Below are 25,239 nucleotides of genomic sequence, written 5' to 3'. Positions count from 1 at the left end.
CAAGGAGGATAAGGGTATGACAGATACAATTACTCTTACTATAGGAAAACAGAAAAATATTGCGCTTATTGCTCATGATGGCAAGAAGGCTGAGCTTATACAGTGGTGCAAGGATAATGCGGAGACACTTAAGAAGCACTTCCTTTGCGGAACAGGAACAACAGCCCGGATGATTACGGATGCCACAAACCTTCCGGTAAGGGGCTACAATTCAGGTCCCCTTGGTGGAGATCAGCAGATTGGTGCCAAGATCGTAGAGGGAAAAATTGACTTTGTAATATTCTTCTCAGATCCGCTTACAGCAGCGCCGCATGATCCCGACGTAAAGGCACTTATGAGAATTGCCCAGGTTTATGACATTCCCTTTGCAAACAACAAAGCAACAGCGGACTTCCTCATTCATTCAAGCTACATGGATGAAGAGTATAATCACGACATCATCAACTTCAAGCAGAACATCGCGAACAGAGCGGAGACACTTCCAAGCGAAATGTGAAAAACAGATTTTAATAAGTGTCAGTACGGCTTAGAGGACTTTATGATAAAAACTAACGAACCCATTACCCCTGATTTGCAGGAAAAACTTAATAAGCTTGAAGAATACATCCGAAGCCTGGGCTCGCTTGCTGTGGGCTTTTCGGGCGGCGTGGACTCGACATTTTTGCTGGTGGTGGCAAAGGAGGTTCTTGGAGATAAGGCCCTTGCTATCACAGGTGCTGCGGTGTTTGTGCCGGAGAGAGAAGCGGCGGAAGCTGCGGAGTTTTGTAAGGGGCGAGGGATAAGGCAGGTCATCTGCAAGGTCAATCCGCTCACGCTTGAAGCATTTAAGCACAATCATCCTGACCGCTGCTATCACTGCAAGAAGATGATATTCTCCGAGATAAAAAGGGTGGCAAAAGAGAATGGTATAGAGTACGTGGCAGAAGGTTCCAACATGGACGACCTTGGTGATTATCGCCCGGGTCTCAAAGCAGTAGAGGAGCTTAAGGTCACAAGCCCTTTACGAGAAGCAGGACTTACCAAGGACGATATCAGGAAAATATCTAAAGCTATGGGACTTCCCACCTGGAGTAAGCCCGCATATGCCTGCCTGGCATCAAGGTTTGTTTACGGCGAGGAGATTACAGAAGAAAAGCTCCACATGATTGATCAGGCAGAGCAGTTCCTGATTGAGAATGGCTTTATCCAAGAAAGAGTACGCCTTCACGGCAACCTTGCCAGAATCGAAGTACCGCCAGAAGACATAACAAGACTCGCAGCCGACGAAATGAGAACAGCCATCTTCTCAAAGTTCAAAGAAATCGGATTCATGTATGTTACCCTGGATCTTCAGGGTTACAAAATGGGCAGCATGAACGATGCTCTGAAATGAAAGGCAAAATAAGTGGCATATACAATATTCATTTTTATAATTACAGCTTTATATCTATTTTTCTTGGAACTTTCCAAAAACATATTACCGGGCTGGGCTGTGGCAGTAATTCTCGCAGTCAGCCTGCTTTTTATGAGAAAACATCTAAAAAATAAGAGCAAATGGAATGCTATAAAAGGAGTAGGCGCATTCCTCATTTTGCTTATCCTGTTTGGCGTAAATTACTATTGCACACAGCCCCCTGTAAAAAGAGTGGCAGCGGTGGATGTAAGGGATCCTAAAGCTACTGAAGTGGTTCATGTGGCCCAGGGCGACATTACAGGCGTAGTAAATGAAGATCGACAGGTGGAGGTCTTTGCGGGAGTTCCTTATGCGAAAGCACCTGTAGGTGACCTTAGATGGAAGGAGCCTCAGGAGGCAGAAAGCTGGGACGGTGTAAAAGCCTGCGACACCTACGGACCTATGGCAATGCAGAAGACATCAGCTATTTGGTACTCGTCCCTATCGAAGATTCTCGGAACCCATGATTACAGATTCTCACTTAATGATCAGTACAAGGATGACGTCAGCGAGGACTGCCTGTATCTTAATGTCTACAGGCCGGCGGACTATGATGGTGAGCCCCTGCCGGTAGTTTTCTTTGTGCATGGAGGATCTCTGACTACAGGATATTCCTATTACACTGAGTATCGCGGCGAGAGCTTTGCGGAAAAAGACGTCATCTTCGTAAACTTCGCCTACAGACTTGGCATCTTCGGATACATGGCAAACGAGGAACTGGCAGCAGAATCGCCAAACGGCACCACCGGCAATTACGGACTTCTTGACCAGATCATGGCTCTTAAGTGGGTTCATGAAAACATAGGAGCCTTCGGCGGAGACCCTGATAATATCACAATCGCAGGCGAATCAGCAGGCTCATCCTCTGTGAATGCCCTTTGCGTATCACCTCTTACAGAGGGACTCTTTGTGAGAGCAATAGCAGAAAGCAGCGGAATTGCAGCTAAAAAGCCCTATCACACATTTAGGGAAATGGACGAGGCGCTTGATACAGGCAGAGAAATCTTAGCTGAGTTTGGCGCATCTAATGTATCCGACCTAAGAAAAATTGATGCAAATAAGCTCGTCACCACCACATCCCAAAACAGCGACATGTGCGTGGACGGCTATGCGATTGCAGAGCAGCCTTATCTTACCTACGAAAAGGGAGAAAACCACGAGCAGGCTCTTCTTAACGGCTCTAACCTTAAAGAGGCAGATGCGTTTTTATTAGATACCGAGGCCACAAAAGAAAATTATGAGGAGCTTTTAGAGCCTATACTTGGCGACCTTTCACCTAAGGCTATTGAGCTTCTTCCTCCCGGCGCGGTGGAAAGAGATTCATATTTTATCATCGATCCAAAGGGAGAAGCCAAGGGCAGCCTTAACTTCATATACAGCGACGCGTGGTTTTCCTACAGCCACAATGTCTGGAGCAAATATATGGAGCAGCAGGGCAGACCTGTGTATCAGTATTTTTTCACAAAGACAAATAAGTATCTAAGCAACAATCATGCGGGAGAAATGGTCTACGCCTACGGCAATCTGGACTATCACCCCGGAATGTATGACGAGAGTGATTATGCGCTTTCAGAAAAAATGCAGACCTATTGGACTAACTTTGCAAAAACAGGAGATCCAAACAAGGGGAGCGATTCAGGAATCAGCCTCGAAGAGTGGCCTTTGTGGAATTCTGCAGATGACAAGCTTCTTGAGCTAAATGATGAGATCAGACTTATCGATAATCCCTATCATGAGCTGAATGCTATAATAGATGAGTATCAAAATACACAGTAAGAGTATTTTATATTGACCGGAAAACTAATGATGCGTATGTTTTCTAAAAACAGTTGGAGGAGCTATGGTCATATCACAGTACTTCGTTGAATTCATTTTTTACAGTTTTCTTGGATGGGTTTGGGAATCGATCTACTGCACCACAAAGGAGAAAAAGTGGGCTGACAGAGGATTCCTGTTTGGACCTGTGTGCCCTATTTATGGATCCTGCGTTGTAGTGGCATCCATGGTCTTTAGCCTGATACCGGCATTTGCCGATCCAAATTTCCCCATTTGGGCCATATTCATCATTTGCTATATAGGCAGCGCCATTGCGGAGTTTGGAACTTCCTGGGTTTTAGAGAAAAGATTCCACGCCAGGTGGTGGGACTACAGCAACATTCCACTGAACATTCAGGGAAGAATCTGCGTACCTGTCAGCACAGCATTTGGCATTGCAGGAATTCTTGTGGTGAAATACCTCATTCCCTTTGTAAACGGAATGCACGCAATGGTACCAGCTTTTGTCTATGAGGTTTGTGCTATCGCTTTTGCAGCAGCATTTGGCGCCGACTTTGCTCTCACGGAAGCAAGCCTTTCTGCTCTTCTTAAAGATGTTGAGAAAATGCATCAGGAATTCAATATCCAGGCTCAGCAGAACTACGAAAAGATTGCCGCAGTCCCCAGCGCTGTAAGTGAGAAGCTTCGCTCGGAGGTAAGTTCCATAGAGAACAGACTAAGCATGGAAAAGGAAACCATGGAAGCAAGAATCGCTACATCAAGAAAAAGAATTTCAGCACTCCATGTGGCTTCACTTTCTTTTAACCAGAAGAGAATTCTTTCGAGCATATCCAGATTCACATCCGATAAAAACAAAACCACCAAGCAGAATGCCGACAGGCTGGCCCTTATCACCAACATGAAGGAGCATCTGCGAAAAGGTAAAAAAGAAAATATTGATTCCGAGACAGAGGGGAGCTAAGCGTTCCCCTTTTTGTTTTAATAACATTGAAAATAAGGCCAATGGTCTTTACCATGTATATTAGATGACATTTTTTGTGGGAGGTATGTAATTGGAACTGGGGTTATTACTTGTAAGTAAGCTGGCTTCCAGAATCAACAGTAATAATAATTTAATTACTTCTTTACATGGTTTTTATTTCTGTCTGAGATAATATACTCAGAAGTTTTGCGATTTTGTAGTTATTCATGTACGAATTTCTGAGAATTAATTATCTTATATGTGACAGGAGGATAACCAGAGTGGGAGATATAAGAAAAGTTTTCATGTCAGGGATGATGGCTGCGCTTCTATTTGCATGTGCTGCCTGTGGCGGAGCAAAAAATGATGGACAGTCAGGTGCAGGACAAAGCGCTGAGGATGGTACCGCGCAAAACACCGGAGCAGGATCAGATACAGCAGGAACTGATACAAACATAGCGGGGGATGATGCTGTTCTTAACATCGCCCTTAATGCGGATATAGTCAGCATGGACGTTCACAGGACAACCAACGATTATCTCGTGCCAATGAACGTTTTTGATACTCTTTTTGAAGTCGTTGTAAATAGTGATGGCTCCACAAGCATAGAAAAAAGCCTGGCTGAGGATTACTCCATATCCGATGACGGACTTACCTATAGCATTACGCTTAAGGACGGTGTAGTTTTTTCAGACGGAACACCCCTTACGGCAAATGATGTTAAATTCACCTTTGAGCGCATACTTACTCTTCCTGAAAGTGAGCAGACGGATTACGCCATTTCCATAGAAGGCGCAAATGAGCTCATGAACGGCTCTGCCACAGAACTTAGCGGTATCAAGGTGGAAGACGATACACATCTGACAATCACTCTTGCAGAACCCTTTGCAGGATTTCTTGCGCAGCTCGCAACTCCTTCCACAAGTATTCTTTCCAAATCCATAGTGACTGCAGCAGGGGATGATTTTGGCGTAGTGCCCCAAAAGACCCTGGGCACAGGCCCTTATATCGTGACTTCATGGGAGCGGGGAGCCGGCCTTACTTTTGAATATAATCCCCTCTACTGGGGGCCTGAGCCCTCCGTGAAAAAGGTAAATGCCAGAATCATGGATGCGTCTTCCATGGATATGGCTTTTCAGAAGGGCGACCTGGACATTATAGACTGCCTTATGATTGATTCTGCCATCGTTGAATCCACCTATAAAACAAAATTTGCGGATAACATCGTATCCGTAAATCGACTTGGCATCAACTATCTGATGCTTAATGAAAAAATAGAACCTCTCGGAGACGTTAAGGTAAGAAAGGCTATACAGATGGCGATTAACCGTCAGGCAATTCTGGATTCAATATATAGCGGCGATGGCAAGCTTGAAGATGGTATATATCCTGAAGGTTGTCTCTACTACAGTAACGGCAATCAGGGATGGCTTAATTATGATCCTGATGGTGCCAGGGAACTTCTTGCGCAGGCAGGCTATAGTGACGGCTTTGAAATGGAGCTTTCACTGGATTCAGGTGCAGCAGATTCAGTTAAAAATGTAATACAGATAATTGCACAGAACCTTAGTGATGTGGGAATATCTGCTAATATCAAGAACTACGACCATGCAAGTTGGCTGGAAGCAAGAAACAGTGGCGATATGCCATCGTTCCTTGCAATCTGGATTCTGGACTACAACGATCCGGACAACGTAATTTATACCTTCTTTGGAAGCAAGGATAATACCGTTGTCAGGTCCGATAACTATGCAGATGATAGTGCGATTGACAGGGTTGCTGCTGCCAGAGGAATCGTAAATACGGATGAAAGGGCAGCAGAATATGCCGCGCTTGAGAAAAAGCTCGTTCAGGATGATGCTGTCTGGGTGCCCATGTTTTCATTAAAGCATCTGTTTGTAAAAAGTGACCGTGTAGAAAAGTTCGTGCCTCAGTGGGCAGGATGGAGCGATATCTATTTTAAGGGAGTGACACTTAAGTAAATGAGCGTTTTTATAAGGCGATGTGTCGGGGTTATCCTGGTTTTGCTAGGTGTTATGGCATTGATATTCGTGGTACTCAGGATCATTCCGGGTAACCCTGCCGCAGTTCTATTAAACGAACATGTTAATAAAGAGACCATAGAAAGGCTGACGGCATCCATGAATCTGGATAAGCCTGTGCCTGAGCAGTTCCTCTTATACCTGCAGGGAGCTTTGAGGGGAGACCTTGGTCAAAGCTATTACATGAAACAGCCTGTGCTTAGCCTGGTTCTTCAGGCCTTCCCCTACACCGTGAAGCTCACTGTTTTTGCTGCAGCCTTTGCGTGGCTTTTTGGAATCGGTGTTGGAGTTATTTCCGCTGTTCATCACGACAGACTGCCGGACTATCTTTTCAGAGGAGTTTCTCTCCTGGGTGTTTCCGTGCCTGTCTTTATGGTGGCGCTTTTTTTGCAATATCTTTTTTATTTCAAATTCTCACTTTTACCGCTGGTATATGACGGAACCCTTGTGTCCATGATGCTTCCTGCTATAGCCCTTGGCTGGAACAGTGCAGGCAGCGTTGCGAGACTTACAAGATCAAGTCTTATGGAACAATTTAATGAATCTTACCTTGATACAGCAAGAGCAAAAGGCCTGACTTCAAGACAGGCGATATTCAGGCATGGCCTAAAAAATGCCATGGTTCCCGTTATTACAATGCTTGCACTGCAGCTATCAGGTATGCTATCAGGAGCAGTCATTACGGAGAGTGTCTTTGGCATTGCAGGACTTGGTAAGCTGGCCTTGTCAGCGGTAGAGACCAGAGACATGCCGCTTCTTCAGGGGACGGTTCTTTTTTCGGCACTTATTATCTCACTTGGAAATATAATTTCGGACATCGTTAACGTGTGCATGGATCCGAGGCTTAGAGTGTAAATATGGCAAAATCTTTTTTTCACAACAAAGTAGCAGTCATATCGGTGGGAATCATCCTTATTATCGCTCTTATGGCAGTTTTTGCGCCATTTTTGACTCCTTACGAGGCAGAGAGACAGGACCTTTTGAGCAGGCTAAAGGCGCCTGGTAACGGGCATCTTTTTGGGACTGATGAGCTAGGCAGGGATGTGTTTGCAAGGATGCTATACGGATCAAGAATTTCGCTTCTTATCGCCATCATTCCTACTGCTCTTGCGGTGTTTGCAGGCATGGTCATGGGAATAGTTTCTGCTTACTATGGAAAAGCAGCGGATCTTGTCATTATGTGGCTTGCAGACGTGACACTGGCTTTTCCCGGAATGCTTCTTGCAATGGCAATCATGTACACCTTTGGCGGCTCTTTTACATCGGTACTTATCTCAATCATAATCATGGAATGGGGCAGTATAGCCAGAATTGTCCGCTCAGTTACCATGTCTATCATAGAAAACGAATACGTACAGGCAGCAAGGACCATGGGCGTAAGAAAAATTTCCATAATAATTAAACATGTTCTTCCGAATCTTATGCCTACGCTGATTGTTCTTTTTACGCTTAATGTGCCATCTTCAATCCTTTCAGAAAGTGCATTGAGTTTTCTTGGCATAGGCATTCAGCCCCCGGAAGTTTCTCTGGGACTTATGGTAAATCAGTCCAAGGCTCTGCTTTTCCAGATGCCCTGGCTTGCTCTTGCACCATCGATAATGATAATGATTCTCGTTTTGGTTTTCAACTATTTGGGAGATGCGCTTAGGGATATCCTTGATCCCAAGACAAAATATTGAGCAATGAATGAAGATAAATTATTGGAGATCAGTAATCTCACAGTGTCAATTAAACAGGGAAAAGAGTTGATGCCTGTAGTAAAGGGCATTGATATCGAGATTCCACGAAGGGGAATAGTAGGCCTTGTGGGTGAGTCAGGCTGCGGAAAAAGCATGACCGCTAAGTCCATTAATCACATTCTGCCTTCTTTTGCCAAATTAACAGGCGGGACTATGTTGTGGCATTGGACTTCAGGGGAGTCGATTGACCTTGCTCCTATGAAGGAAAAAGAGATTAGAAAGCTCTGCGGAACCGACATAGCAATGATCTTCCAAGAGCCAATGACATCACTTAATCCGATGATGAGCGTTGGCGACCAGATAAGGGAAGTGCTTATGATACATAAGCTTGAAAAAAGCAAGGAAAAGGCAAAGACTCGCGTTATTGAAATGCTTGACGCAGTTGGCATACCGGAGCCTGACCTTCGTTACAAAGCCTATCCCCACGAGCTTTCAGGCGGCATGCGTCAAAGAGTTATGATAGCTATGGCAATGATTGGCTCGCCAAGGCTTCTTATCGCGGATGAGCCCACAACTGCCCTTGATGTCACCACACAGGCGCAGATACTTAAGCTGATCCAAAATATGTGCGAAACCTACACTATGAGTGCGCTGCTTATAACCCATAACATGGGCGTAGTTTCTGCGGTCTGCGACTATGTCTATGTTATGTATCTTGGTTCCATAATGGAGCAGGCTCCCACAAAGGAGCTTTTCAGAAATCCAATGCATCCCTATACAAGGGGACTTTTGTCATCTATTCCCAGAATGGGAGATAATCCGGAATTCTTAGTGACAATTCCCGGCAACATTCCTGTGAATAAGGAAAAATTCAAAGGTTGTGAGTTTTGCCTGAGGTGCTCTGACGATATAAAGAAGTGCTTTTTTGATAAGGCACCACTTGTAAAGGTAGCAGAAAATCATTACATTCGCTGCCATGCGGTAAATGTCGGGTATACGGCTACATCTGCAAATAACTCTGCTGCAAGTGACTACGCATTCGCATCAGCAGGAAAGGAGGCCTAAATGGATAATCAGGTTATTTTAGCTGCTTCCCATTTGAAAAAGAGCTTCCGCGTCGGCATGAAAAACAAAGTAAACGCCGTAAATGATGTGAGTCTCGAAATCTATAAGGGCGAAACGCTGGCTCTTGTTGGCGAATCTGGCTGCGGAAAAAGCACCCTTGCAAGAATGCTTATGCGAATGATAAACGCAGATGAAGGCAGCATATATTTTGAAGGAAATGAGATATCAGGTCTTACTGAGAAAAAAATGAGACCCTATAGAAGGCAGATGCAGATGGTTTTCCAGGATCCAGCATCATCACTTGATCCTCGCATGAAAATCAGGGATATCATCGCAGAGCCTCTTGTAGCATGGAATGCCTATGATTCAAGAAGCAAAATGGATGAGCGGATTGTGGAACTCCTTGACCTTGTGGATTTAAAAGAGGACTGCCTGGACCGTTACCCTCACCAGTTCTCCGGAGGACAGCGTCAGCGTATAGGCATCGCAAGAGCAATAGCTCTTAATCCAAAACTCCTTATCTGTGATGAATCCGTGTCGGCTCTGGATGTATGCGTTCAGGCCCAGATACTGAATCTTCTTAAATCGTTAAAAAAACAGATGGGACTTACCTGTCTTTTCATAAGCCATGACCTGGCAGTAGTCAGCTTTATTGCCGACAGAGTCTGTGTCATGAAAAATGGTCATATCTGTGAGATGGCAACCTCTAATCAGATATATAGAAATCCACAGAACGAGTATACCAGATACCTGCTAGAATCAGTACCACAGATATCAAATATTAAAATTTGATTAAAATCGAGGCTGCGAGAGCAGGTGAGGCAGCAGTTCAGGCAGCAGAGGATGTTAAACAGGGTAACAGCGATCAGCAGATCAGCTCAATGAAGAGATGAAGTTCTTCAAGGACTGATATTGATTTTTGATTCATAAGAAAAACTGCCAAATAGAATAGATATAAATCAAAGGCCTTTGCAGGATATGATCCTGTGAAGGCCTTTTTGGACAGGACGAGGGAGTATTAAATATGGTATAGTATCCAAGGACTATATTTATTACTTGGAGGATTTTGGTATGGGAAAAGATAACGCAGAGAAAAAGGAAAGAGTTCTCACTGACGCTGAAAAGAAGAGACTTGAAAAATTCGAGATTCTTTCTGATGAAATGACGCAGCAGAACTATACGCGCAAAGATCTGACCATAGATTTGAATGAGGCAAATAAAAACATGGTACTTTTGCTCATTCCGCTTACGGTGATTTCATTTGTTCTGTATTTTGTACTAAATCCGATTCCGAAGCTTCACATATCCGAAATGTTCATCACTATGGGAGCATACTTAATATCTATACTGGTCCATGAGGCTCTTCACGGCCTTAGCTGGGGCATTGCTTCCAAAAAGAAGTTCAAGGATATCGAATTCGGATATGCTGCCAGCACTATGAATCCTTACTGCACATGCTCGACACCACTGACAAAAGGAAATTACATTTTCGGTGCAGTGATGCCCCTTATAATTCTTGGCATAATTCCCATAGTAGTTGGCATTGCCGGAGGTAATTTTTGGGTAATGCTTTTTGGAATAATCGGATCAGCCTCTGCCTGTGGAGATTTGATGGTAATTAAAAACATCGCTTCATACGCATCATCTGCAAAAGATGTAGTTTACATGGATCATCCCACAGAGGGAGGAAGCGTTGTATTTGAGCGTGGCTAATGTCTTTAATATGGGTATTGGAGATGAGACAAAATGCTAGAACTCATAAAACCTGAATTAGAAGAAATGTCTTTTAGAGAAAGCCTTATGGCTGATGAAGAAACCATGTCCTATAACGCCAAGTGGGGTGGAACCATTCCATTTCCCAAAGAGAAGTGGAATTCCTGGTATGATGCATGGGTAAGAAATTCCGGAAAAGATAGATTTTATCGTTATCTGCAAAATGAAGAAAAAGAATATGTCGGCGAGATTGCGTACCACTATGATGAGCCAAGAGATATATACATTTGTGATGTGATCATCCTGGCAAAATACAGAAATCAAGGGTACGGTTCCGAGGGCATAAAGCTACTGTGCCAGGCAGCAAAAGAAAATGGTATTTCAATATTACATGACGATATCGCTGCTGATAATCCTTCATATAAGCTCTTTCTGAAGAATGGCTTTGAAATTGAATACCGGAATGAAGAAGTTGTGATGGTGAAAAAGGCACTATAGATTCTTATTGCATGGAAGGTAATTAGTTTGACTTGTAGGCTTTGGCGATTTATGAAGCAAAATATGCTTATATTTCGCCAGATATATGGTAGATAAATGAGCTGTGGCGATTTATAAAACAGAAAAATAAGGCAATGATAAAACAACTTAGAATTTGGGTTTACGATAACGAGTTGAAATGATAGTATATAAATATCAAAAGGCGCTACCGATAGACGGCTAGCCCGAAATGATTTTGGTAGTTACTTAATAACCGCAAAAAGTTGCAGGCTGAGCGGTTATTTTTGTGTCCTAGCGTCATGCTTTCCAAACATGTAACCAAGAATAAAGAAAGTCGCACATAGCGCAATCACTGCTATAAGGTCACTGATGGTGAGCATAAGCAAGAGATAACCGTTCTTAGTATCACAGGCTAAGGGCGGTTATTTTTTATGCACACATGTTCGTGGATACGGCCGCTTATGGTACACATCGGGATGTATCATGTGAGTATCAGATGGAGGAATGTACCATGAACACTATCGAAGAAGTAAAAAAATCATCCTACTCACTATACGAGGCGCTCATTAACAAAAGAGACAAACTAAGAAAAGATGCCCTCAGCTATGACCGTGAATACGTAAGAGTGTTTGGAGAACGCTATCCTTGTCCTTAACCATGAAAAGAAAAAACTGGGCTATGTTCCCATGAAAGACAACGTTGTTTTCGCCAGACTCATGGATGCAGGAAAACTGCTAAAAGCAAAAGTGACAGATATCGACAAAATGGACTCATGGACGCAGATCAGTATTGCTATATATTTGACGGACTATTAGAGCTGTTTTAATTGAAACTGTACTCAATGTAGAATAAAATTTAAATAAATACATTTAAACTTACGCAACTGACAATAAAGCTGAAATAGTTCAGCAAAGTGGAAAGATACTTATCTAATAAATAGCTATAACTAAGATGAGGTTAAAACTATGTGTTATACGTTAGATGAAATCAAAGAAAAAACTATTCCTATAGCAATAAGTTACGGAATAAAGAGTATGACGATATTTGGATCTTATGCCCGTGGTGAAGCCAATGATGAGAGTGATGTTGATATCATTATTGATAAGGGACAGGTCCAAAGTTTGATTAGGTACTTTATGTTTGTCGAAGAGCTTGAGAAAAGTCTTGGATGTCATGTAGACGTTGTAACGACAAGCATAGAAGATAAGAATTTTTTGTCGAAAATTCAGGAGGAGGGTGTTCTCTTATATGAAGAGTGAGGATAGAGATATACTGACCAAAATACTTGGTTATATAACAAAAGGTGCTACCGATAGACGGTTAGCCCTGTTTTATAAGTCGATTATGAAATAACCGCTCAGTCTGGCAGGACAATGGGCGGTTATTTTTTGTGCACGCATGTTCGTGGATACAGCCCACTTATGGTACACATCGGGATGTATCATGTGAGTATCAGATGGAGGGATAAATATGGGCAGAGGATATATTTGTAAATGTGAAAAATGCGGATATACATTAAATGCATCACTTGGATCAGGAATGTTCTATCCCCAGTTAGTAAAAGATGAAATAGAAAACATGAAGAAAGGCCACTATGGCGAGCAGGGAAGAAAATTCTTTGAGGAACATCCGGATGGATCAATCTCCTGCGAGAGTGTAGTTTCTCGGTGCACTAAGTGCGGGAATCTCGAACCGGTGTATGATTTGAACCTTATGATACCTGATCCGGAAATTGAACAAAAAAGACAAACATTAATGGATGGGATTAATCGAGGAGATTCTAAATTCACGAGCCTGCCGGAAGATATGGTTAGGTCGATCATAGAAATCAAAAGATATGTCTTTTATGAGAAATACGATCATCATTGTTCAAAATGCGGAAGCAAGGCTGAAATTATTGATGAATTTATAAAAGAACTAAGACAGGAAAAAATCATTTGTCCCGAATGCGGCGGAATAATTAAAGAGCATCAATTTTTATGCTGGGATTAGTACAGAGCGTATATTAACCTTTATCAATTGTAGCAAAAGATGAACTAAATAGCCATTATTAATTATCAATAATGTGTCAATAGTGTATTTTTTGTCCGAAATTTCTTGATTTAATAATGAATGATATAATGTGAAATAGGAATAACTTTATCATACAGAGAATTAAATAGTAAATTACAACTGATACTTTCAGAGTTGCATGAATGGAGGCAAAATGTGTAATTGTTCACAGGTTTTAGAAATAATAAAGAAAAATGGTGGTAAAGAATATCGTTCACCTGCTAGAATTCTGGACACTATTGAATCAAATAGAATGTCCAATTTATATAACGAAAGTATGCAGGGCGAAAAGAATATGTAAGTTAATTGAGAAGACCATTTACATGAAAAAGTATAGTCATGTGAATGGTCTTTTTTTGTCGGATGAAAAGTAATAAACTATTTATATGACGTTAATAGATGTTTAATTCTTCGTTGATATTATTAATATTAAGTTATGCAAAAATAATCGTGAGGAATGGAAATGGCATATCTAAAAAAGAATAGTATTGCGCTTATTGTTTGCTTGATTTTGACTATGGCTCTAACCTGTTCATGTGGCCTAAACGCCAACGCTTCTTTGTATAAAAAAGGACTGAAAGCAATCGAAACAGGGAACTATGATGAAGCTGTTGAAGCCCTTCAAAAGGTAGTAGATAATGATGCAACATATAAATCTTCCTATGCTTTACTTAGTTTCTCAAAAGCACAGGTTCTTTACCAAAATAATATAAGTAATAATGTTGAAAAACCATATGATCAGCCTTTAAATATTCTAAATAATATCAGTTCAAACTACGAGGGTGATTGTTCTGAAGAAGTGTTAAAGTTCAAAGAAGAGTTATATTCAATAAAGGATAAAGATAGAGAAGAACAACTAGAAAGCGAGAGAAATCAAACAGAGCAAGATTTTGAAAAATGCCTTGCTGAATGCCCTCTGAAGATCACAAAAATTATTGTGACAAAGAATTCAATCAATGACAATCAGTTGTCAGTTAACTGTAAAAATGAATCCGATAAAACTGTCGATGCCTTTGAGATTGATTTTTATTGTTATGACAATTATGGAAAGCCTGTAAACAAGTACGTTAGAGATGATAATATTTTGCATTGTATTTCTCAAAAGAGAATACAGCCAAATGGAACGTTTGACGGGAGCAATTCTTATTGGAATACATATGGTTATGATAATGCTACTCAATATGAGGCATACGTGGTGAGTGTTCATTATACTGATGGAACTGAATGGAAAGTCAATGATGCCTTTACGAAGCTGGTAAAGGAATACACAGACAATAAATTTAGCGGAGGTAATTAAATGAAAAGACTAGTTGCAACAATTATTCTATGTTCAATGCTTTTGACAGCATGTGGTGGTGCAGGAGGTTCTGGAAATCAGGCTAAGGTAAAGGAACAGATTTGGACTAATGTTCAACCTCAGGTAGCTGAATTATTAAAATTCCCGGATTCAGCAGAATTTGGAAGTTATGAGGATGCAATAATTGTTGAAGAAGATGGCAAATATCATATTATTGGCGAGGTAATGGGAAAGAATGGATTTGGAATGCAGGTTTCAAATGGTTTTGAAGCATATGCAACTCCTGGGGATGGGGGATATACCTTTTCTGATGTGACTGTTTTTGACGCAGCTACTTATCAGTCCAAAAAGAAAATATTTGAACAAAAATTGGCTAGGCAAAAAAGTGGAGAGTCAATGTTATCAAATTCTGAGCTTGATGAGAAGGTAAAAACACAGGATTTATATGTCTCCCAAACAAGTATTTTAAGAAAAGATGATTTGTACATAGCATCTGGTGATATGATGCAGGCCATAATTTATAATAATTCGGATAAAAAAATAGCAGAAGCGGTGGTTGCTTTTGCTGCTTGGGATAAAAATAACCTGCCTGTTAAGATACAGAAACCTTATGGAATAGGGACTGGTGATTATATTACGGAAGTAACATACTCAAATGTTAATCTGTTAAAGGGTCAGTCATACGGTGATGATAGTGGTTATGAAGTTTCAACAAGCCCAAGCATTCAGAAAATTAGAGCGATAGTAGTATCATATCAAACTACTGATGGCGAGAAATGGGAGAACCCATATTATATTGATTTTGTGGAAGCAAACGAAGGAAAAGAGTATTAAGGGTATTTGAGAAATGTTTAATAACTACTGGAGAATAGGTTAGGAGGAGAAAAAATGCCTTTTTGTATGAACTGTGGACAGCAATTACCGGAAGGGGCTAAATTTTGTTTTAGTTGTGGGACTCCACTTGGAAACGTAAAAGGTGATAATAGCAATCAGTCATCTGAAATGCCAAGACAAGAAACGATGGTAAAGTGTCCTAATTGTGGATCTTCAATTGGACGGATGGATGCAACTTGCCCATACTGTGGTGCACAGATAACAAATAAGGGAGTTGCAAATTCTGTTAAGCAATTTGCAGAAGAATTAGCAAGAATTGAAGCTGAAGCTAATGAAGATTCTGGCGCAAAGGGCTTGATGGGAAATTATATGAAAGCTTTTGGGCTAGACAAGGTAATGGAAAGAGGTTATGGTAGCAAGACGTTTGAGAGAAAACTATCACATATTAAGGCATTTCCTATTCCAAATACAGTTGAAGAAATATCTGAGTTTATTCTCATGGCTGCAGCCAGCATAAATGTGGAATTTGGTAAAAAGAGCCTTAAGAATACTATGTGGGGAAAACCCGGTTCCACATATTATACAGAGATAACATTGGCTAATGCCTGGGTTAGTAAAATGCAGCAAGCATATAATAAGGCGGAGCTGTCTTTCCCTAATGATCCAATGTTTCCTAAGATTAAAAGTATCTATGAAGATAAAATGAGAGAATTAGATAGATTGTAATTACAGTTTTAGTACTGATAGTTAATTTTCGTAAAAGGCTTGGCATATGCTGAGCCTTTTTTTCAGTTATATTATGAAAAAAGTAATTAATCTTTTTTTCAAAATCCTGTTTACAAAAGTTTCTGATTCTGTTATATTATCCCACGCAGCAAAAGTGCAACAATCAAAGCTGCAGTTCATTCGGTCTGAATGTACTGATTTCCACTTTTAATCAGTTTTACGGAGAGATTTATTATGTTTTAGGCAAATGCGCTTTTTTGAGCTGGTGTTTTTATTGGACTTTGTAAGGTATACCATTTTTGTGTTGGCTACTTAATGGTGAATAAAAGTGATATAAAATGTGCTTTTTCATCAATGTGCTGAGAATGACATCTTTACTATTGTATAACTATTAGATATACAATAGAATATAATTAAGAAAGAGAGGTGATAGTTATGGCAAATAAAACAGCAACCGTATTGGCACGAGTAGAGCCGGCTGTCAAAGAAGAAGCAGAGGAAATACTCAGTCAGTTAGGTATATCAAGTTCTGTAGTTATTAATGCACTTTATAAAAAGATAATCAGAACAAGAGGAATTCCATTCTCTTTTGATCTTTCTACTACTCCTGTAAGTAGAGAAGAGATGACTGCAAGAGAATTCGACCAAATGATGGAAAATGGTTTGTCACAGGCTAAGAATAATGAGAGCCGACCCGCGAAAGATGTCATTTCAGATATTAGAAAAGATATCAGGGAGTGGACTAGGTGAACGTATTTGAAGTAAGGTTAACTACACAGGCGGAGGAACAATTAAGAAATATCGCGAGATATATAGCGATAGTGTTGAATAATCCTGATGCTGCAGAGAGTTTTATTGATTTAGTGGATGAGAAAATTAATAGCTTGTCTGTGAATCCGGAGAAATATTTTTTTGTTGATGAAGAACCATGGAGGACAGAGGAAGTAAGAAAAGTAAATGTAGGAAACTACCTGGTATATTTCTGGATTGATATTGAAAACGCAGCGGTCCAGGTCACCGGAATAGTCCATAGTTCTTGCAATCAAGAAGACTTTCTTAAACAAATGATAATCGATTATTGATAAATGGTTTATAAACTTGTCTATATGCAGAGTTTTTGACAAAAAGGAGAATCCCATGAACGGACCATTTGACAACATTTTTGGAAACACACCCTTTGACCTTAACCGTGACGGACATATTGATGGCGGAGAATGGGCATTTATTAACGACACTCTTTTCTCTGATGACCTGGACACTGATATAGATGAAGAAGATGAACTTGAGGACGAGCTTGATATGGCAAGGCTTGATAGAGATGAGCTGGAGTTAATGGATCCTGAGGAGCGCTGGGATGCCCTGGAAGATGCAGGTCTTGATCCGGACGACTTTGAGGATTTTTGATAATTGAATATGATTTTATAAATAATCCTAACTGTGCAGGCTATGTAGTGATATGATGTAATTACGAATATTTTTTATCATCAGGAGACATACAAAATGACAGGCAAATATCCGGTTATTACATTATGCGGCAGCACACGTTTTAAGGACGAATTTATGGAAGCGCAGAAGAGACTTACTCTTGAGGGCAATATTGTCATCAGTGTAGGTCTCTTTGGTCATTCAGGCGATCAGGAAGTCTGGGAAAACATGGACGAAGGCACTCTTACCAAGACCAAGGAGATGCTGGATGACATGCATAAGCGCAAGATAGATATGGCAGATGGTATTTTTGTAATCAATGTAGGCGGCTACATTGGAGACAGCACCAGATCTGAGATTGAGTACGCAAGAGAACATGGGAAAAAGATTGAATACCTTGAGCCTGTTAAAGAGTAAGGAAAGTGAAAGTAGGCTTGCGAAAGATGTCATTTCGGATATTGGAAGTTATCAGGCATTGAGCTAAGGGAGAGATAGATGATACGCGTCACGATATGGAATGAGTATAAGCATGAACAGGAGCTGGATGTAGTTAAGAAGGTATATCCCGATGGAATACACGGCTGCATCAAAGCTTTCTTATCGAAGGAAGATGATTTTGAAGTAAGAACAGCGACATTTATAGATGAGGAACACGGACTGACAGAGGAAGTGCTTGATAATACTGATGTACTAATCTACTGGAGTCACGCTCTGCAGGATGAGTTTTCAGACGAGGTTGCGGATAGGATTAAACGTCATGTTTTATCCGGAATGGGTCTTATAGCTCTCCATTCTGCGCATTATTCAAAAATGCTGCGGCTCCTTATGGGCACTACCATGACGCTGAAATGGAAACATGATGAGTCTGAAAAGCTTTGGTGCACGGCGCCTACGCATCCTATAGCAAAGGGGCTCCCGGAATGTATAGATATCCCTGAAGAAGAGATGTATGGTGAGTCCTTTGATATCCCGAAGCCTGATGATGTTGTGTTCACAGGATGGTTTTCAAATGGATATGTATTTAGGAGCGGATGCACTTTTACCAGAGGAAAAGGAAAGATATTTTATTTTCAGCCGGGGCATGAGACTTGCCCCACATACTATATTCCTGAGATACAAAGGATAATCGTCAATGCAGTTCGATATTGCAATCCGGATGGAATAGTAAGGTCACTGCCGCAAAATGAGGAGATAAAAGGATGAAACTTTCGGTATTCTATGATCATATAGTTGAGGCCCAGGAGCAGACGGGGAAAGATATAGACAGCATTCTTAAATATGTGAAGGAATGCGGTATTGACGCGCTTGAAGTCAGGCTAAGCCACCTGCAGGAGGATGAAGAAGCAGCCGTCAGGATTAAAAATGCAGGGCTTTCAGTCAGCTGTATTTTTGAATTTTATGATATGGGAAAAGCAGATGAGACAGAGAAAATAAAGGCTCATCTTGATATGGCAAAGGAGCTTTCAGCGCCAAATATTATGATCGTTCCAGGCTTTTTGGAAGGTGAAGATGTTGATAGATTAAAAGAGTATATGAAGGATGAGGCGAAGCTTTATTCCTTCTTTGATTCTCATGATGAAGTAAAGCGTATGGCTGAAGGTATGAACAGGGCTGTGGCCATGGGCAAGGATATGGGAATTACTGTTCTTTTTGAAGATTTCGATGACTTCTCATCCCCGATGTCAGGAATAAACGGAGCTGCATGGTTCCTCGATAGGTGCCCCGGCATTGGATTTACCTTCGACTGCGGTAACTTTATCATGCATGATGAAGATGTACTTTTCGCATTCGACAAGTTTTTCCCAAGGATAAAGCACGTTCACTGCAAGGACAGATCAGCTGAAGCCATACCCGTTGGAGATGGAAGAATTCCAATAAAAGAAGTGGTTACAAGGCTGGTAGAGTCCGGCTATGACGGATACTTTGCCATAGAACATTTTGATGCAAAGGATCAGATGGGCTTTATGGGGAAATCTGCAATGTTCCTCAAATCTCTATGAGGAGAGATAAGCGGCAAGGAAGTGAGATATTTGGGAGAAGGTTCTGACAAATGAAGAAAATCTACATGTTAATTAACCTCATACCACTTGGATTATTCTACCTGTGGGACTGTGTGCTTGGGATTGGTATAAGTCCAGTCAGGCCTATGATTATATTGGGATTTTTGATCTTGGATATTCTTCTTTCTGAGAGCATGAAAGACTACCTGTTGTCAGGACTGATCCTTTTTGCATCATCGGAAATAGGAGTCATCATAAACACGACCTGTTACTATTACACAATCAGTAGTGACTTTGAGACACCTATTGTGGGAGCCTTCATAGCTATAGTCTATGCTATAGGCCTTGCAGTTTTCATTGGTATTGGCGCGATAATTGTTCACTTTATAAAGAAAAAATCCGTTGATGAAAAAGAAGATGATGATATGGAGTTATTTTTCTGAATTTAGATAACAAAGTCTGATTAATGAGGAAGACCGGTAGTCCTTTTTAGGGTACTACCGGCCAGTGTTATGAAGAAAAGTGTTTGAGGGGTGTTCATCCTTGGGGGGATGAGGTTTCTCTACGTCCGCTAGCGGATCGTAGATGGGGGTTGCCAAGAGGTTCTGTGAACCTCTCGATGTATTCATGATAATTCCCCAACCTTAATTGAACTTTAAAGTAATGTGACGAAATTGTGAAAACTTGTAAGTAAGACATTTTAGGAGGTCATATTCTTCTTGGAATATTTTTGGAAGCAGCAGGATGACATTCCTTCGGGACTGGGATATCCGCTATTTGGAAAGGTACATATAATAAGCGCAGCTGTCACTCTGCTTGTTGCGGGAGTACTTATCTTTTGTATATGCCGCATGAAGTCTGACAGACAGCGAAGAGTACTTAAGGGGATTCCTGTCCTGATGCTGGGGATGGAACTGTTTAAGGATGTATTTCTTGTTTCTGTTCGCAGGTTTAGTTTGTGGTATTTACCGCTTCATATCTGCAGCATCGGGATTTTCATATTTCTTCTCAGGGAGTATCTTCCGGGGCAGAGGGCAAAGGATTTCTTTGGGGAGCTATCGTATATTTTGATTTTTCCAAGCTCTGTGGCTGCGCTGATTTTTCCTGACTGGACGATTTATTATCCTGCTTTTAATTTTATGAATCTGTACAGTTATGCGTGGCATGGGATGCTGATCGTCTATCCTCTGGCGCTAAGGCTTAACGGATATGTGATTCCTTCTATAAAAAGAATGCACTGGCCACTGCTGTTTCTATGCTGCGTAACGCCGTTCATATATGTTTTTGATAAGCTTTCGGGATGCAACTTTTTCTTTGTGAATTATCCCGTGGCAAACAGTCCCTTATCTTTTCTTGAATCATTTATGGGGAATCCGGGGTATCTGATTGGATATGCGGGGCTTGTTATCGCAGTGATCACGCTTGTATATTTGATGGATTCTATATGCGCGAAAGCACTTTCAAAAAAGAAATGCTGAATCCATCGGGAGGTTTTTAAGGTATGAAAAAAGAGAAAAAATCCATGTGGGCGTGGTTCCCCATAACCTTTTTGACGGCGCTTTTTTGCTGCGTTCTGTGGGGGAGTGCGACGCCTGCCATCAAGATCGCATATCAGCTTTTTGGAATAGGTCCTGATGATACTGCATCCAGGATCATGCTGGCAGGGGCCAGATTTTTTCTTGCAGGGGTAATGACTATAGGCTTTGGGTCGCTTCTTGCAAAGAGATTTCTTTTGCCAAGGCAGGACTCCTTTGGAAGCATAGCTGTACTGTCACTTTTTCAGACAGTGGGACAGTACTTTTTCTTTTTCATGGCGCTGGCACATATCACAGGTGTCCGGGGCTCTATCATCAACGCTGCAGGGAACTTTTTCGCTATACTCCTTGCTGCGTATCTTTTCCATTTTGAAAAATTCACGCTTAGGAAATTTGCAGGATGCATCACCGGCTTTGCGGGGATATTCCTGATACTTGGAGGGCTTAGTGCCTTTAACGGTGCGGAGTCTGTTTCTTTATCCGGTGAAGGTGCAATGCTCCTTGCTGCGATTTTCTATGCTCTTTCATCCTGCTGTATCAAGATTTATTCAAGAAAAGAGAACCCTGTTGCCCTTAGCGGATATCAGTTTATGCTTGGCGGAGCTGTTCTTTTCATAATCGGTTTTACCATGGGCGGGCATCTTATTTTTGGAAGCATTTCCTGTGTGCTGAATCTTATTTACATGGGCTTTATTTCCGCAGGAGCCTACACGCTGTGGGGAATTTTGTTAAAGCATAACCCTGTCAGCAGGATATCCATTCTTGGATTCATGAACCCGGTGATGGGCGTTCTTTTATCTGCGATTTTCCTTGGAGAAAACAGGGAAGCATTTTCCATAACGGGGCTTATCTCTTTGTTATTAGTAGTTGCTGGAATCATCATAGTTAATACAGAGAAAGCGGGTAAGTCTAAAAGATAAAAAGTGAAAGCAGGGGATCACCTTGTTGTTGCCGGGGATGATACAGGGGTTGCCCTGATCCCGGCTGAGTTTTACGTGAATATTTTGGATGTTTATATTACCGCTCACGCGCGAGGATTTTGCATGCGGGAACCTATGTAACCATCTGATCACACAATTGAAAATTGTATAAAAAATAGTTGCACAAAACGAAGCTGGCATATATAATATGAAAATGTTTGTTAGATATTGCTAACAAAATAAGTTGCAACTTATTCAATTTAATAGACATAATATAGACATTACAGGAGATTAGATATGAAAATCAATAAGTTAATTAGCCTTGTGCTTACAGCTGCTATGGCACTTACACTTACTGCATGTGGACAGCCCAATAAGACAGCAGCCTCTGCTGAGGAAACAGTAGCTGAAAGTGAAACAGCAGCTGAAACTGAAGCATCTGCTGAGACTGTTACAGTTACAGATGTAAGAGGTGAGGTGGAAATCCCTGCAAATCCGCAGCGTATTGTAGATTTAAGCGGAAACAGTGATATTCTTTCAATCCTTGGATATAAGGTTGTTGGTACAGCAAACAGTGATGCTTACGACTATACAAAGTTCCCGGCATACCTTGAAGAGGAGCTTTCCGGTGCTGAGATTTTAGGATATAGCATGCAGGATACAATGGATATCGAAAATGTTATGAATCTTAACCCTGACCTGATCATTATTTCAACAGTTCAGGAAAAGCTTTATGATCAGCTTTCAGCGATCGCACCTACAGTAATGATTCAGCTTGAGGCTCTTAACTGGAAGGACGATATTTACACAATTGCAGAAATCTTTGGTAAGACAGATGCTGCAGATGCATGGCTGTCAAACTATGAAGCAAAGGCTACAGAAGTAGGAAATCAGATCAAGGAAAAGTTTGGCGATGACACATCATATCTTTCATTCCTTGCAAGTGGTGGTCAGTTCTTCGTATTTACAGGTGCAGGCTTCGGTTCAGTTCTTTATGAGGATCTGGGACTTGCAAGACCGGCAGGTCTTCCGGAGCAGGATGACATCAGCCTTCCGGTAGTTACCTACGAAGGATTAGCATCAATCGAAGCAGATGTAATCTTTGCTATCGCAACAGACGATGATAAGGCAGACATGGATTCAAATGCTATCTATAACAGCCTTGATCCGGTTGTAAACGGTAAAGTCGTAGACCTTCCTTCATCACCATACTTCAATCAGGGATATAGCTGTATTGGAAGAGAATTGTTGCTTGATGAAATTTCTGATATGTTAGGGAATTTAGAATGAAAAAAATTACTAGAGAAATAGTAATTCTATCCGCAGGCATCCCGGCTCTTGTAGTCGGGGTGCTAATTGCTGTTTTAAAAGGAAGCATGGATATAGGAATAGATGATATTGTAAATGCGTTATTCAGATATTCAGGCTCCCTTGAAGATATGTTAATAAGAGATGTGCGTTTGCCAAGAGCAATTGCAGCAGTGATGGTTGGAGGCAGCCTTGGACTCTCCGGGGCCCTGATGCAGGGTGTTACCAGAAATCCAATCGCAGAACCATCCCTCCTTGGAATCAGTCAGGGGGCTACATTGGTGGTGGCTGTTTTTTATGCCTTAGGAAAGTCTGCCACCCTCTTTGGAACTCTTGGAGCATCTCTGGCAGGAGCACTTGTCACAGGTCTTGTGGTAATTATTTTTGCACTTTATAATCCATCAAATATGTCAGTATCCAGACTACTTTTAGCCGGAACTGCCCTTAGTACATTTTTGATTTCCATTACAAATATCATTGGCCTTTTATCAAATCAGTCTCAGATGATTGGTTTTTGGGTAGGCGGCGGATTCAGAAATGCAGGCTGGAGTGAAGCTGTACTTGCAATGGTGGTAGGCATCATAGCCCTTGTGATCGCTATATTTTTTTCACCCAAAATAAATATAGTTAGCCTTGGAGATGATGTTGCTACAGGACTTGGAGCTAATCCTAAAAAGGTCAGATTTTCCACATTACTGTTGATGATCCCTCTTTGCGCCATGACAGTTGCAGTGGGGCGCACTATTGGATTTGTAGGTCTTATTGTTCCTCAGATAGTAAGACTTACAATCGGTGAAGATTATCGCAAGATCATCCCTTACAGCTTTTTGCTTGGCTCAGTGCTTGTGGTATTTTCCGATATCCTGGCTCGCACTCTTTACGACCCCTACGAAATACCTGTAGGAATATTTACATCCTTGCTGGGCGTGCCATTTTTCTTATACATGGCAGGAAGGAGCAAAGGATGAAAAAGAAACTGACATTTATTATTCTGGCTCTGCTGTGTCTTATAGCGTTTCTGCTATCCATGTACTGGGGCAGTTATCGGATAAATGTATCGGAAATCTTTGCTGTGCTTTTAGGCAAAGGTGAAAACATGGCGAGAATTGCCATAATGACAATAAGATTGCCCCGTACCATCATGGCGATATTTGTGGCTGTGGGCCTTGCGACATCGGGAGCAATCCTTCAGACCATCACTAAAAATGATCTGGCGGACCCGGGTGTAATGGGAATCAATTCCGGCGCCGCACTTGCAGCAGTGCTTTTTGTAGAGCATCAGACAGTAGCTTATTACACAGAGCTTGGAGAATTTTCCATTTACATGCTTCCGCTGTTTGCTATAACAGGTGCGGTGATTTCAGCAGTTTTTATCTATGTGTTGTCATGCTTTGGAGGCTTTTCCAACACCAGGATGCTTCTTACAGGTATCGGTGTAAATGCCGGAATCAACGCCTTTATCAGCTTTAGAACATTTAGATTTGGAAACAATGAATACAACAAAATCCTTACCTGGACCACAGGTTCTTTGTGGGGCTCAGGCTGGTCCTATGTAAAGGTTATTGTTCCGATTATAGTAATTACTTTCATCATTGCAATCTACAATAATAAAAAGCTGGATGTGATGCAGTTTAATGATGAAGTTGGTACAGGTCTTGGATTAAATGTAGATAAGGCCAGAGTAGGGCTTCTGATTTTATCAGTAGTAATGGCAGGAACAGCTACAGCGTTTGCAGGAAACATTGGTTTCTTAGGGCTGGTTGCTCCGCATATAGCAAAGAAGCTTTTAGGAAACAGGCACAAAGCATTTATTCCTGCATCAGCCATGATAGCAGTGGTAATTCTCATTTTTTCGGATGCCATTTCAAGAAATTTGTTCTCGCCAATAGAACTGCCTGCCGGAATTACGGTATCAGTAATCGGTGTTCCATATTTCCTGTATCTGGTTTGGAAAAATAAAGAAAGTTAGTGGTGTA

Annotated in this window: 31 protein-coding genes; all 31 read left to right on the top strand. The window is 41.3% G+C overall.

The features are described from left to right. The first annotated feature begins 16 nt into the window (after positions 1 to 16). The 31 genes from G603_RS0103665 to G603_RS0103510 all read left to right on the top strand — a co-directional run bounded on the left by G603_RS0103665 (position 17) and on the right by G603_RS0103510 (position 25,232). Positions 17 to 496, top strand: coding sequence for a methylglyoxal synthase (locus G603_RS0103665; RefSeq protein ID WP_026495021.1), 480 nt, complete (start codon positions 17 to 19; stop codon positions 494 to 496). A 42-nt stretch (positions 497 to 538) separates the two neighbouring features. Then, positions 539 to 1,372 carry an ATP-dependent sacrificial sulfur transferase LarE gene (larE, locus tag G603_RS0103660; RefSeq protein WP_051207426.1) on the top strand — a complete coding sequence of 278 codons (834 nt, stop codon included), beginning with the start codon at positions 539 to 541 and terminating at the stop codon, positions 1,370 to 1,372. A 132-nt stretch (positions 1,373 to 1,504) separates the two neighbouring features. Further along, on the top strand, positions 1,505 to 3,208 hold the full coding sequence (locus G603_RS0103655) for a carboxylesterase/lipase family protein (RefSeq protein WP_242834829.1): 1,704 nt from the start codon (positions 1,505 to 1,507) through the stop codon (positions 3,206 to 3,208). A 64-nt stretch (positions 3,209 to 3,272) separates the two neighbouring features. After that, positions 3,273 to 4,169, top strand: coding sequence for a putative ABC transporter permease (locus tag G603_RS19120; RefSeq protein ID WP_051207424.1), 897 nt, complete (start codon positions 3,273 to 3,275; stop codon positions 4,167 to 4,169). 281 nt (positions 4,170 to 4,450) lie between these two features. Then, positions 4,451 to 6,151, top strand: a complete 1,701-nt coding sequence (locus tag G603_RS0103645; RefSeq protein WP_051207422.1) for an ABC transporter substrate-binding protein — start codon at positions 4,451 to 4,453, stop codon at positions 6,149 to 6,151. Continuing rightward, positions 6,152 to 7,066 (top strand): ABC transporter permease, encoded by a 915-nt coding sequence (locus tag G603_RS0103640; protein WP_026669349.1) that lies wholly within the window; start codon positions 6,152 to 6,154, stop codon positions 7,064 to 7,066. A gap of 2 nt (positions 7,067 to 7,068) precedes the next feature. Further along, complete coding sequence (locus G603_RS19115; RefSeq protein WP_051207420.1) at positions 7,069 to 7,890, top strand: ABC transporter permease; 822 nt, start codon at positions 7,069 to 7,071, stop codon at positions 7,888 to 7,890. 42 nt (positions 7,891 to 7,932) lie between these two features. After that, a complete protein-coding gene (locus tag G603_RS19110) occupies positions 7,933 to 8,955 on the top strand; it encodes an ABC transporter ATP-binding protein (RefSeq protein WP_196808039.1) in 1,023 nt (340 codons plus the stop codon). Beyond that, a complete protein-coding gene (locus tag G603_RS19105; RefSeq protein ID WP_051207418.1) occupies positions 8,956 to 9,747 on the top strand; it encodes an ATP-binding cassette domain-containing protein in 792 nt (263 codons plus the stop codon). A 279-nt stretch (positions 9,748 to 10,026) separates the two neighbouring features. Then, positions 10,027 to 10,668 (top strand): DUF3267 domain-containing protein, encoded by a 642-nt coding sequence (locus G603_RS0103615; protein ID WP_026669348.1) that lies wholly within the window; start codon positions 10,027 to 10,029, stop codon positions 10,666 to 10,668. Positions 10,669 to 10,701: 33 nt separating this feature from the next. Then, positions 10,702 to 11,166, top strand: a complete 465-nt coding sequence (locus G603_RS0103610) for a GNAT family N-acetyltransferase (RefSeq protein ID WP_026669347.1) — start codon at positions 10,702 to 10,704, stop codon at positions 11,164 to 11,166. 511 nt (positions 11,167 to 11,677) lie between these two features. Continuing rightward, positions 11,678 to 11,821, top strand: a complete 144-nt coding sequence (locus G603_RS22565; RefSeq protein ID WP_196808038.1) for a hypothetical protein — start codon at positions 11,678 to 11,680, stop codon at positions 11,819 to 11,821. Further along, positions 11,796 to 11,981: an HIRAN domain-containing protein gene (locus G603_RS19100; RefSeq protein ID WP_051207416.1), complete on the top strand. Its 186-nt coding sequence runs from the start codon at positions 11,796 to 11,798 to the stop codon at positions 11,979 to 11,981. Before G603_RS22565 ends, G603_RS19100 begins: the two co-directional genes overlap by 26 nt. Positions 11,982 to 12,131: 150 nt before the next feature. Next, complete coding sequence (locus G603_RS0103600; protein ID WP_026669346.1) at positions 12,132 to 12,425, top strand: nucleotidyltransferase family protein; 294 nt, start codon at positions 12,132 to 12,134, stop codon at positions 12,423 to 12,425. Between the two features lie 211 nt (positions 12,426 to 12,636). After that, positions 12,637 to 13,158: a hypothetical protein gene (locus G603_RS0103590; protein ID WP_026669345.1), complete on the top strand. Its 522-nt coding sequence runs from the start codon at positions 12,637 to 12,639 to the stop codon at positions 13,156 to 13,158. 214 nt (positions 13,159 to 13,372) lie between these two features. After that, entirely contained in the window at positions 13,373 to 13,519 is a 147-nt protein-coding gene (locus G603_RS22240; protein WP_155832608.1) for a hypothetical protein, read from the top strand. Positions 13,520 to 13,681: 162 nt separating this feature from the next. Then, the gene (locus G603_RS0103580) at positions 13,682 to 14,515 is read left to right on the top strand and encodes a DUF5780 domain-containing protein (RefSeq protein WP_026669344.1); all 834 of its coding nucleotides are present in this window, start codon (positions 13,682 to 13,684) and stop codon (positions 14,513 to 14,515) included. After that, entirely contained in the window at positions 14,516 to 15,349 is an 834-nt protein-coding gene (locus G603_RS21275) for a DUF5780 domain-containing protein (RefSeq protein ID WP_026669343.1), read from the top strand. Between the two features lie 54 nt (positions 15,350 to 15,403). Beyond that, the gene (locus G603_RS0103570; protein ID WP_026669342.1) at positions 15,404 to 16,075 is read left to right on the top strand and encodes a zinc-ribbon domain-containing protein; all 672 of its coding nucleotides are present in this window, start codon (positions 15,404 to 15,406) and stop codon (positions 16,073 to 16,075) included. Positions 16,076 to 16,510: 435 nt separating this feature from the next. Further along, positions 16,511 to 16,825, top strand: a complete 315-nt coding sequence (locus G603_RS0103565; protein WP_026669341.1) for a type II toxin-antitoxin system RelB/DinJ family antitoxin — start codon at positions 16,511 to 16,513, stop codon at positions 16,823 to 16,825. Then, a complete protein-coding gene (locus tag G603_RS0103560; protein ID WP_026669340.1) occupies positions 16,822 to 17,157 on the top strand; it encodes a type II toxin-antitoxin system RelE/ParE family toxin in 336 nt (111 codons plus the stop codon). The genes G603_RS0103565 and G603_RS0103560 overlap by 4 nt, the downstream gene beginning before the upstream one ends. Positions 17,158 to 17,212: 55 nt before the next feature. Continuing rightward, positions 17,213 to 17,479 carry a hypothetical protein gene (locus tag G603_RS0103555; RefSeq protein ID WP_026669339.1) on the top strand — a complete coding sequence of 89 codons (267 nt, stop codon included), beginning with the start codon at positions 17,213 to 17,215 and terminating at the stop codon, positions 17,477 to 17,479. 96 nt (positions 17,480 to 17,575) lie between these two features. After that, positions 17,576 to 17,917 carry a hypothetical protein gene (locus G603_RS0103550; protein WP_026495222.1) on the top strand — a complete coding sequence of 114 codons (342 nt, stop codon included), beginning with the start codon at positions 17,576 to 17,578 and terminating at the stop codon, positions 17,915 to 17,917. Between the two features lie 78 nt (positions 17,918 to 17,995). Next, positions 17,996 to 18,703: a ThuA domain-containing protein gene (locus tag G603_RS0103545; protein WP_026669338.1), complete on the top strand. Its 708-nt coding sequence runs from the start codon at positions 17,996 to 17,998 to the stop codon at positions 18,701 to 18,703. Continuing rightward, positions 18,700 to 19,500 carry a sugar phosphate isomerase/epimerase family protein gene (locus G603_RS0103540; RefSeq protein ID WP_026669337.1) on the top strand — a complete coding sequence of 267 codons (801 nt, stop codon included), beginning with the start codon at positions 18,700 to 18,702 and terminating at the stop codon, positions 19,498 to 19,500. The genes G603_RS0103545 and G603_RS0103540 overlap by 4 nt, the downstream gene beginning before the upstream one ends. 50 nt (positions 19,501 to 19,550) lie before the next feature. Beyond that, positions 19,551 to 19,943 (top strand): hypothetical protein, encoded by a 393-nt coding sequence (locus G603_RS19090; RefSeq protein WP_051207414.1) that lies wholly within the window; start codon positions 19,551 to 19,553, stop codon positions 19,941 to 19,943. A 276-nt stretch (positions 19,944 to 20,219) separates the two neighbouring features. Continuing rightward, on the top strand, positions 20,220 to 20,978 hold the full coding sequence (locus G603_RS0103530) for a YwaF family protein (protein ID WP_026525059.1): 759 nt from the start codon (positions 20,220 to 20,222) through the stop codon (positions 20,976 to 20,978). A 23-nt stretch (positions 20,979 to 21,001) separates the two neighbouring features. Beyond that, positions 21,002 to 21,955 (top strand): DMT family transporter, encoded by a 954-nt coding sequence (locus tag G603_RS0103525; RefSeq protein ID WP_026669336.1) that lies wholly within the window; start codon positions 21,002 to 21,004, stop codon positions 21,953 to 21,955. A gap of 297 nt (positions 21,956 to 22,252) precedes the next feature. Next, positions 22,253 to 23,245 (top strand): ABC transporter substrate-binding protein, encoded by a 993-nt coding sequence (locus G603_RS0103520; protein ID WP_026669335.1) that lies wholly within the window; start codon positions 22,253 to 22,255, stop codon positions 23,243 to 23,245. Beyond that, positions 23,242 to 24,231 carry a FecCD family ABC transporter permease gene (locus G603_RS0103515; protein ID WP_026669334.1) on the top strand — a complete coding sequence of 330 codons (990 nt, stop codon included), beginning with the start codon at positions 23,242 to 23,244 and terminating at the stop codon, positions 24,229 to 24,231. Before G603_RS0103520 ends, G603_RS0103515 begins: the two co-directional genes overlap by 4 nt. After that, positions 24,228 to 25,232 carry a FecCD family ABC transporter permease gene (locus G603_RS0103510; RefSeq protein ID WP_026525055.1) on the top strand — a complete coding sequence of 335 codons (1,005 nt, stop codon included), beginning with the start codon at positions 24,228 to 24,230 and terminating at the stop codon, positions 25,230 to 25,232. Before G603_RS0103515 ends, G603_RS0103510 begins: the two co-directional genes overlap by 4 nt. Positions 25,233 to 25,239 lie beyond the last annotated feature (7 nt).

This window comes from Butyrivibrio sp. AE3006 (assembly GCF_000424165.1).
Classification (GTDB): Bacteria; Bacillota; Clostridia; order Lachnospirales; family Lachnospiraceae; genus Butyrivibrio.
This window is presented reverse-complemented; position numbering and strand designations above follow the sequence as displayed.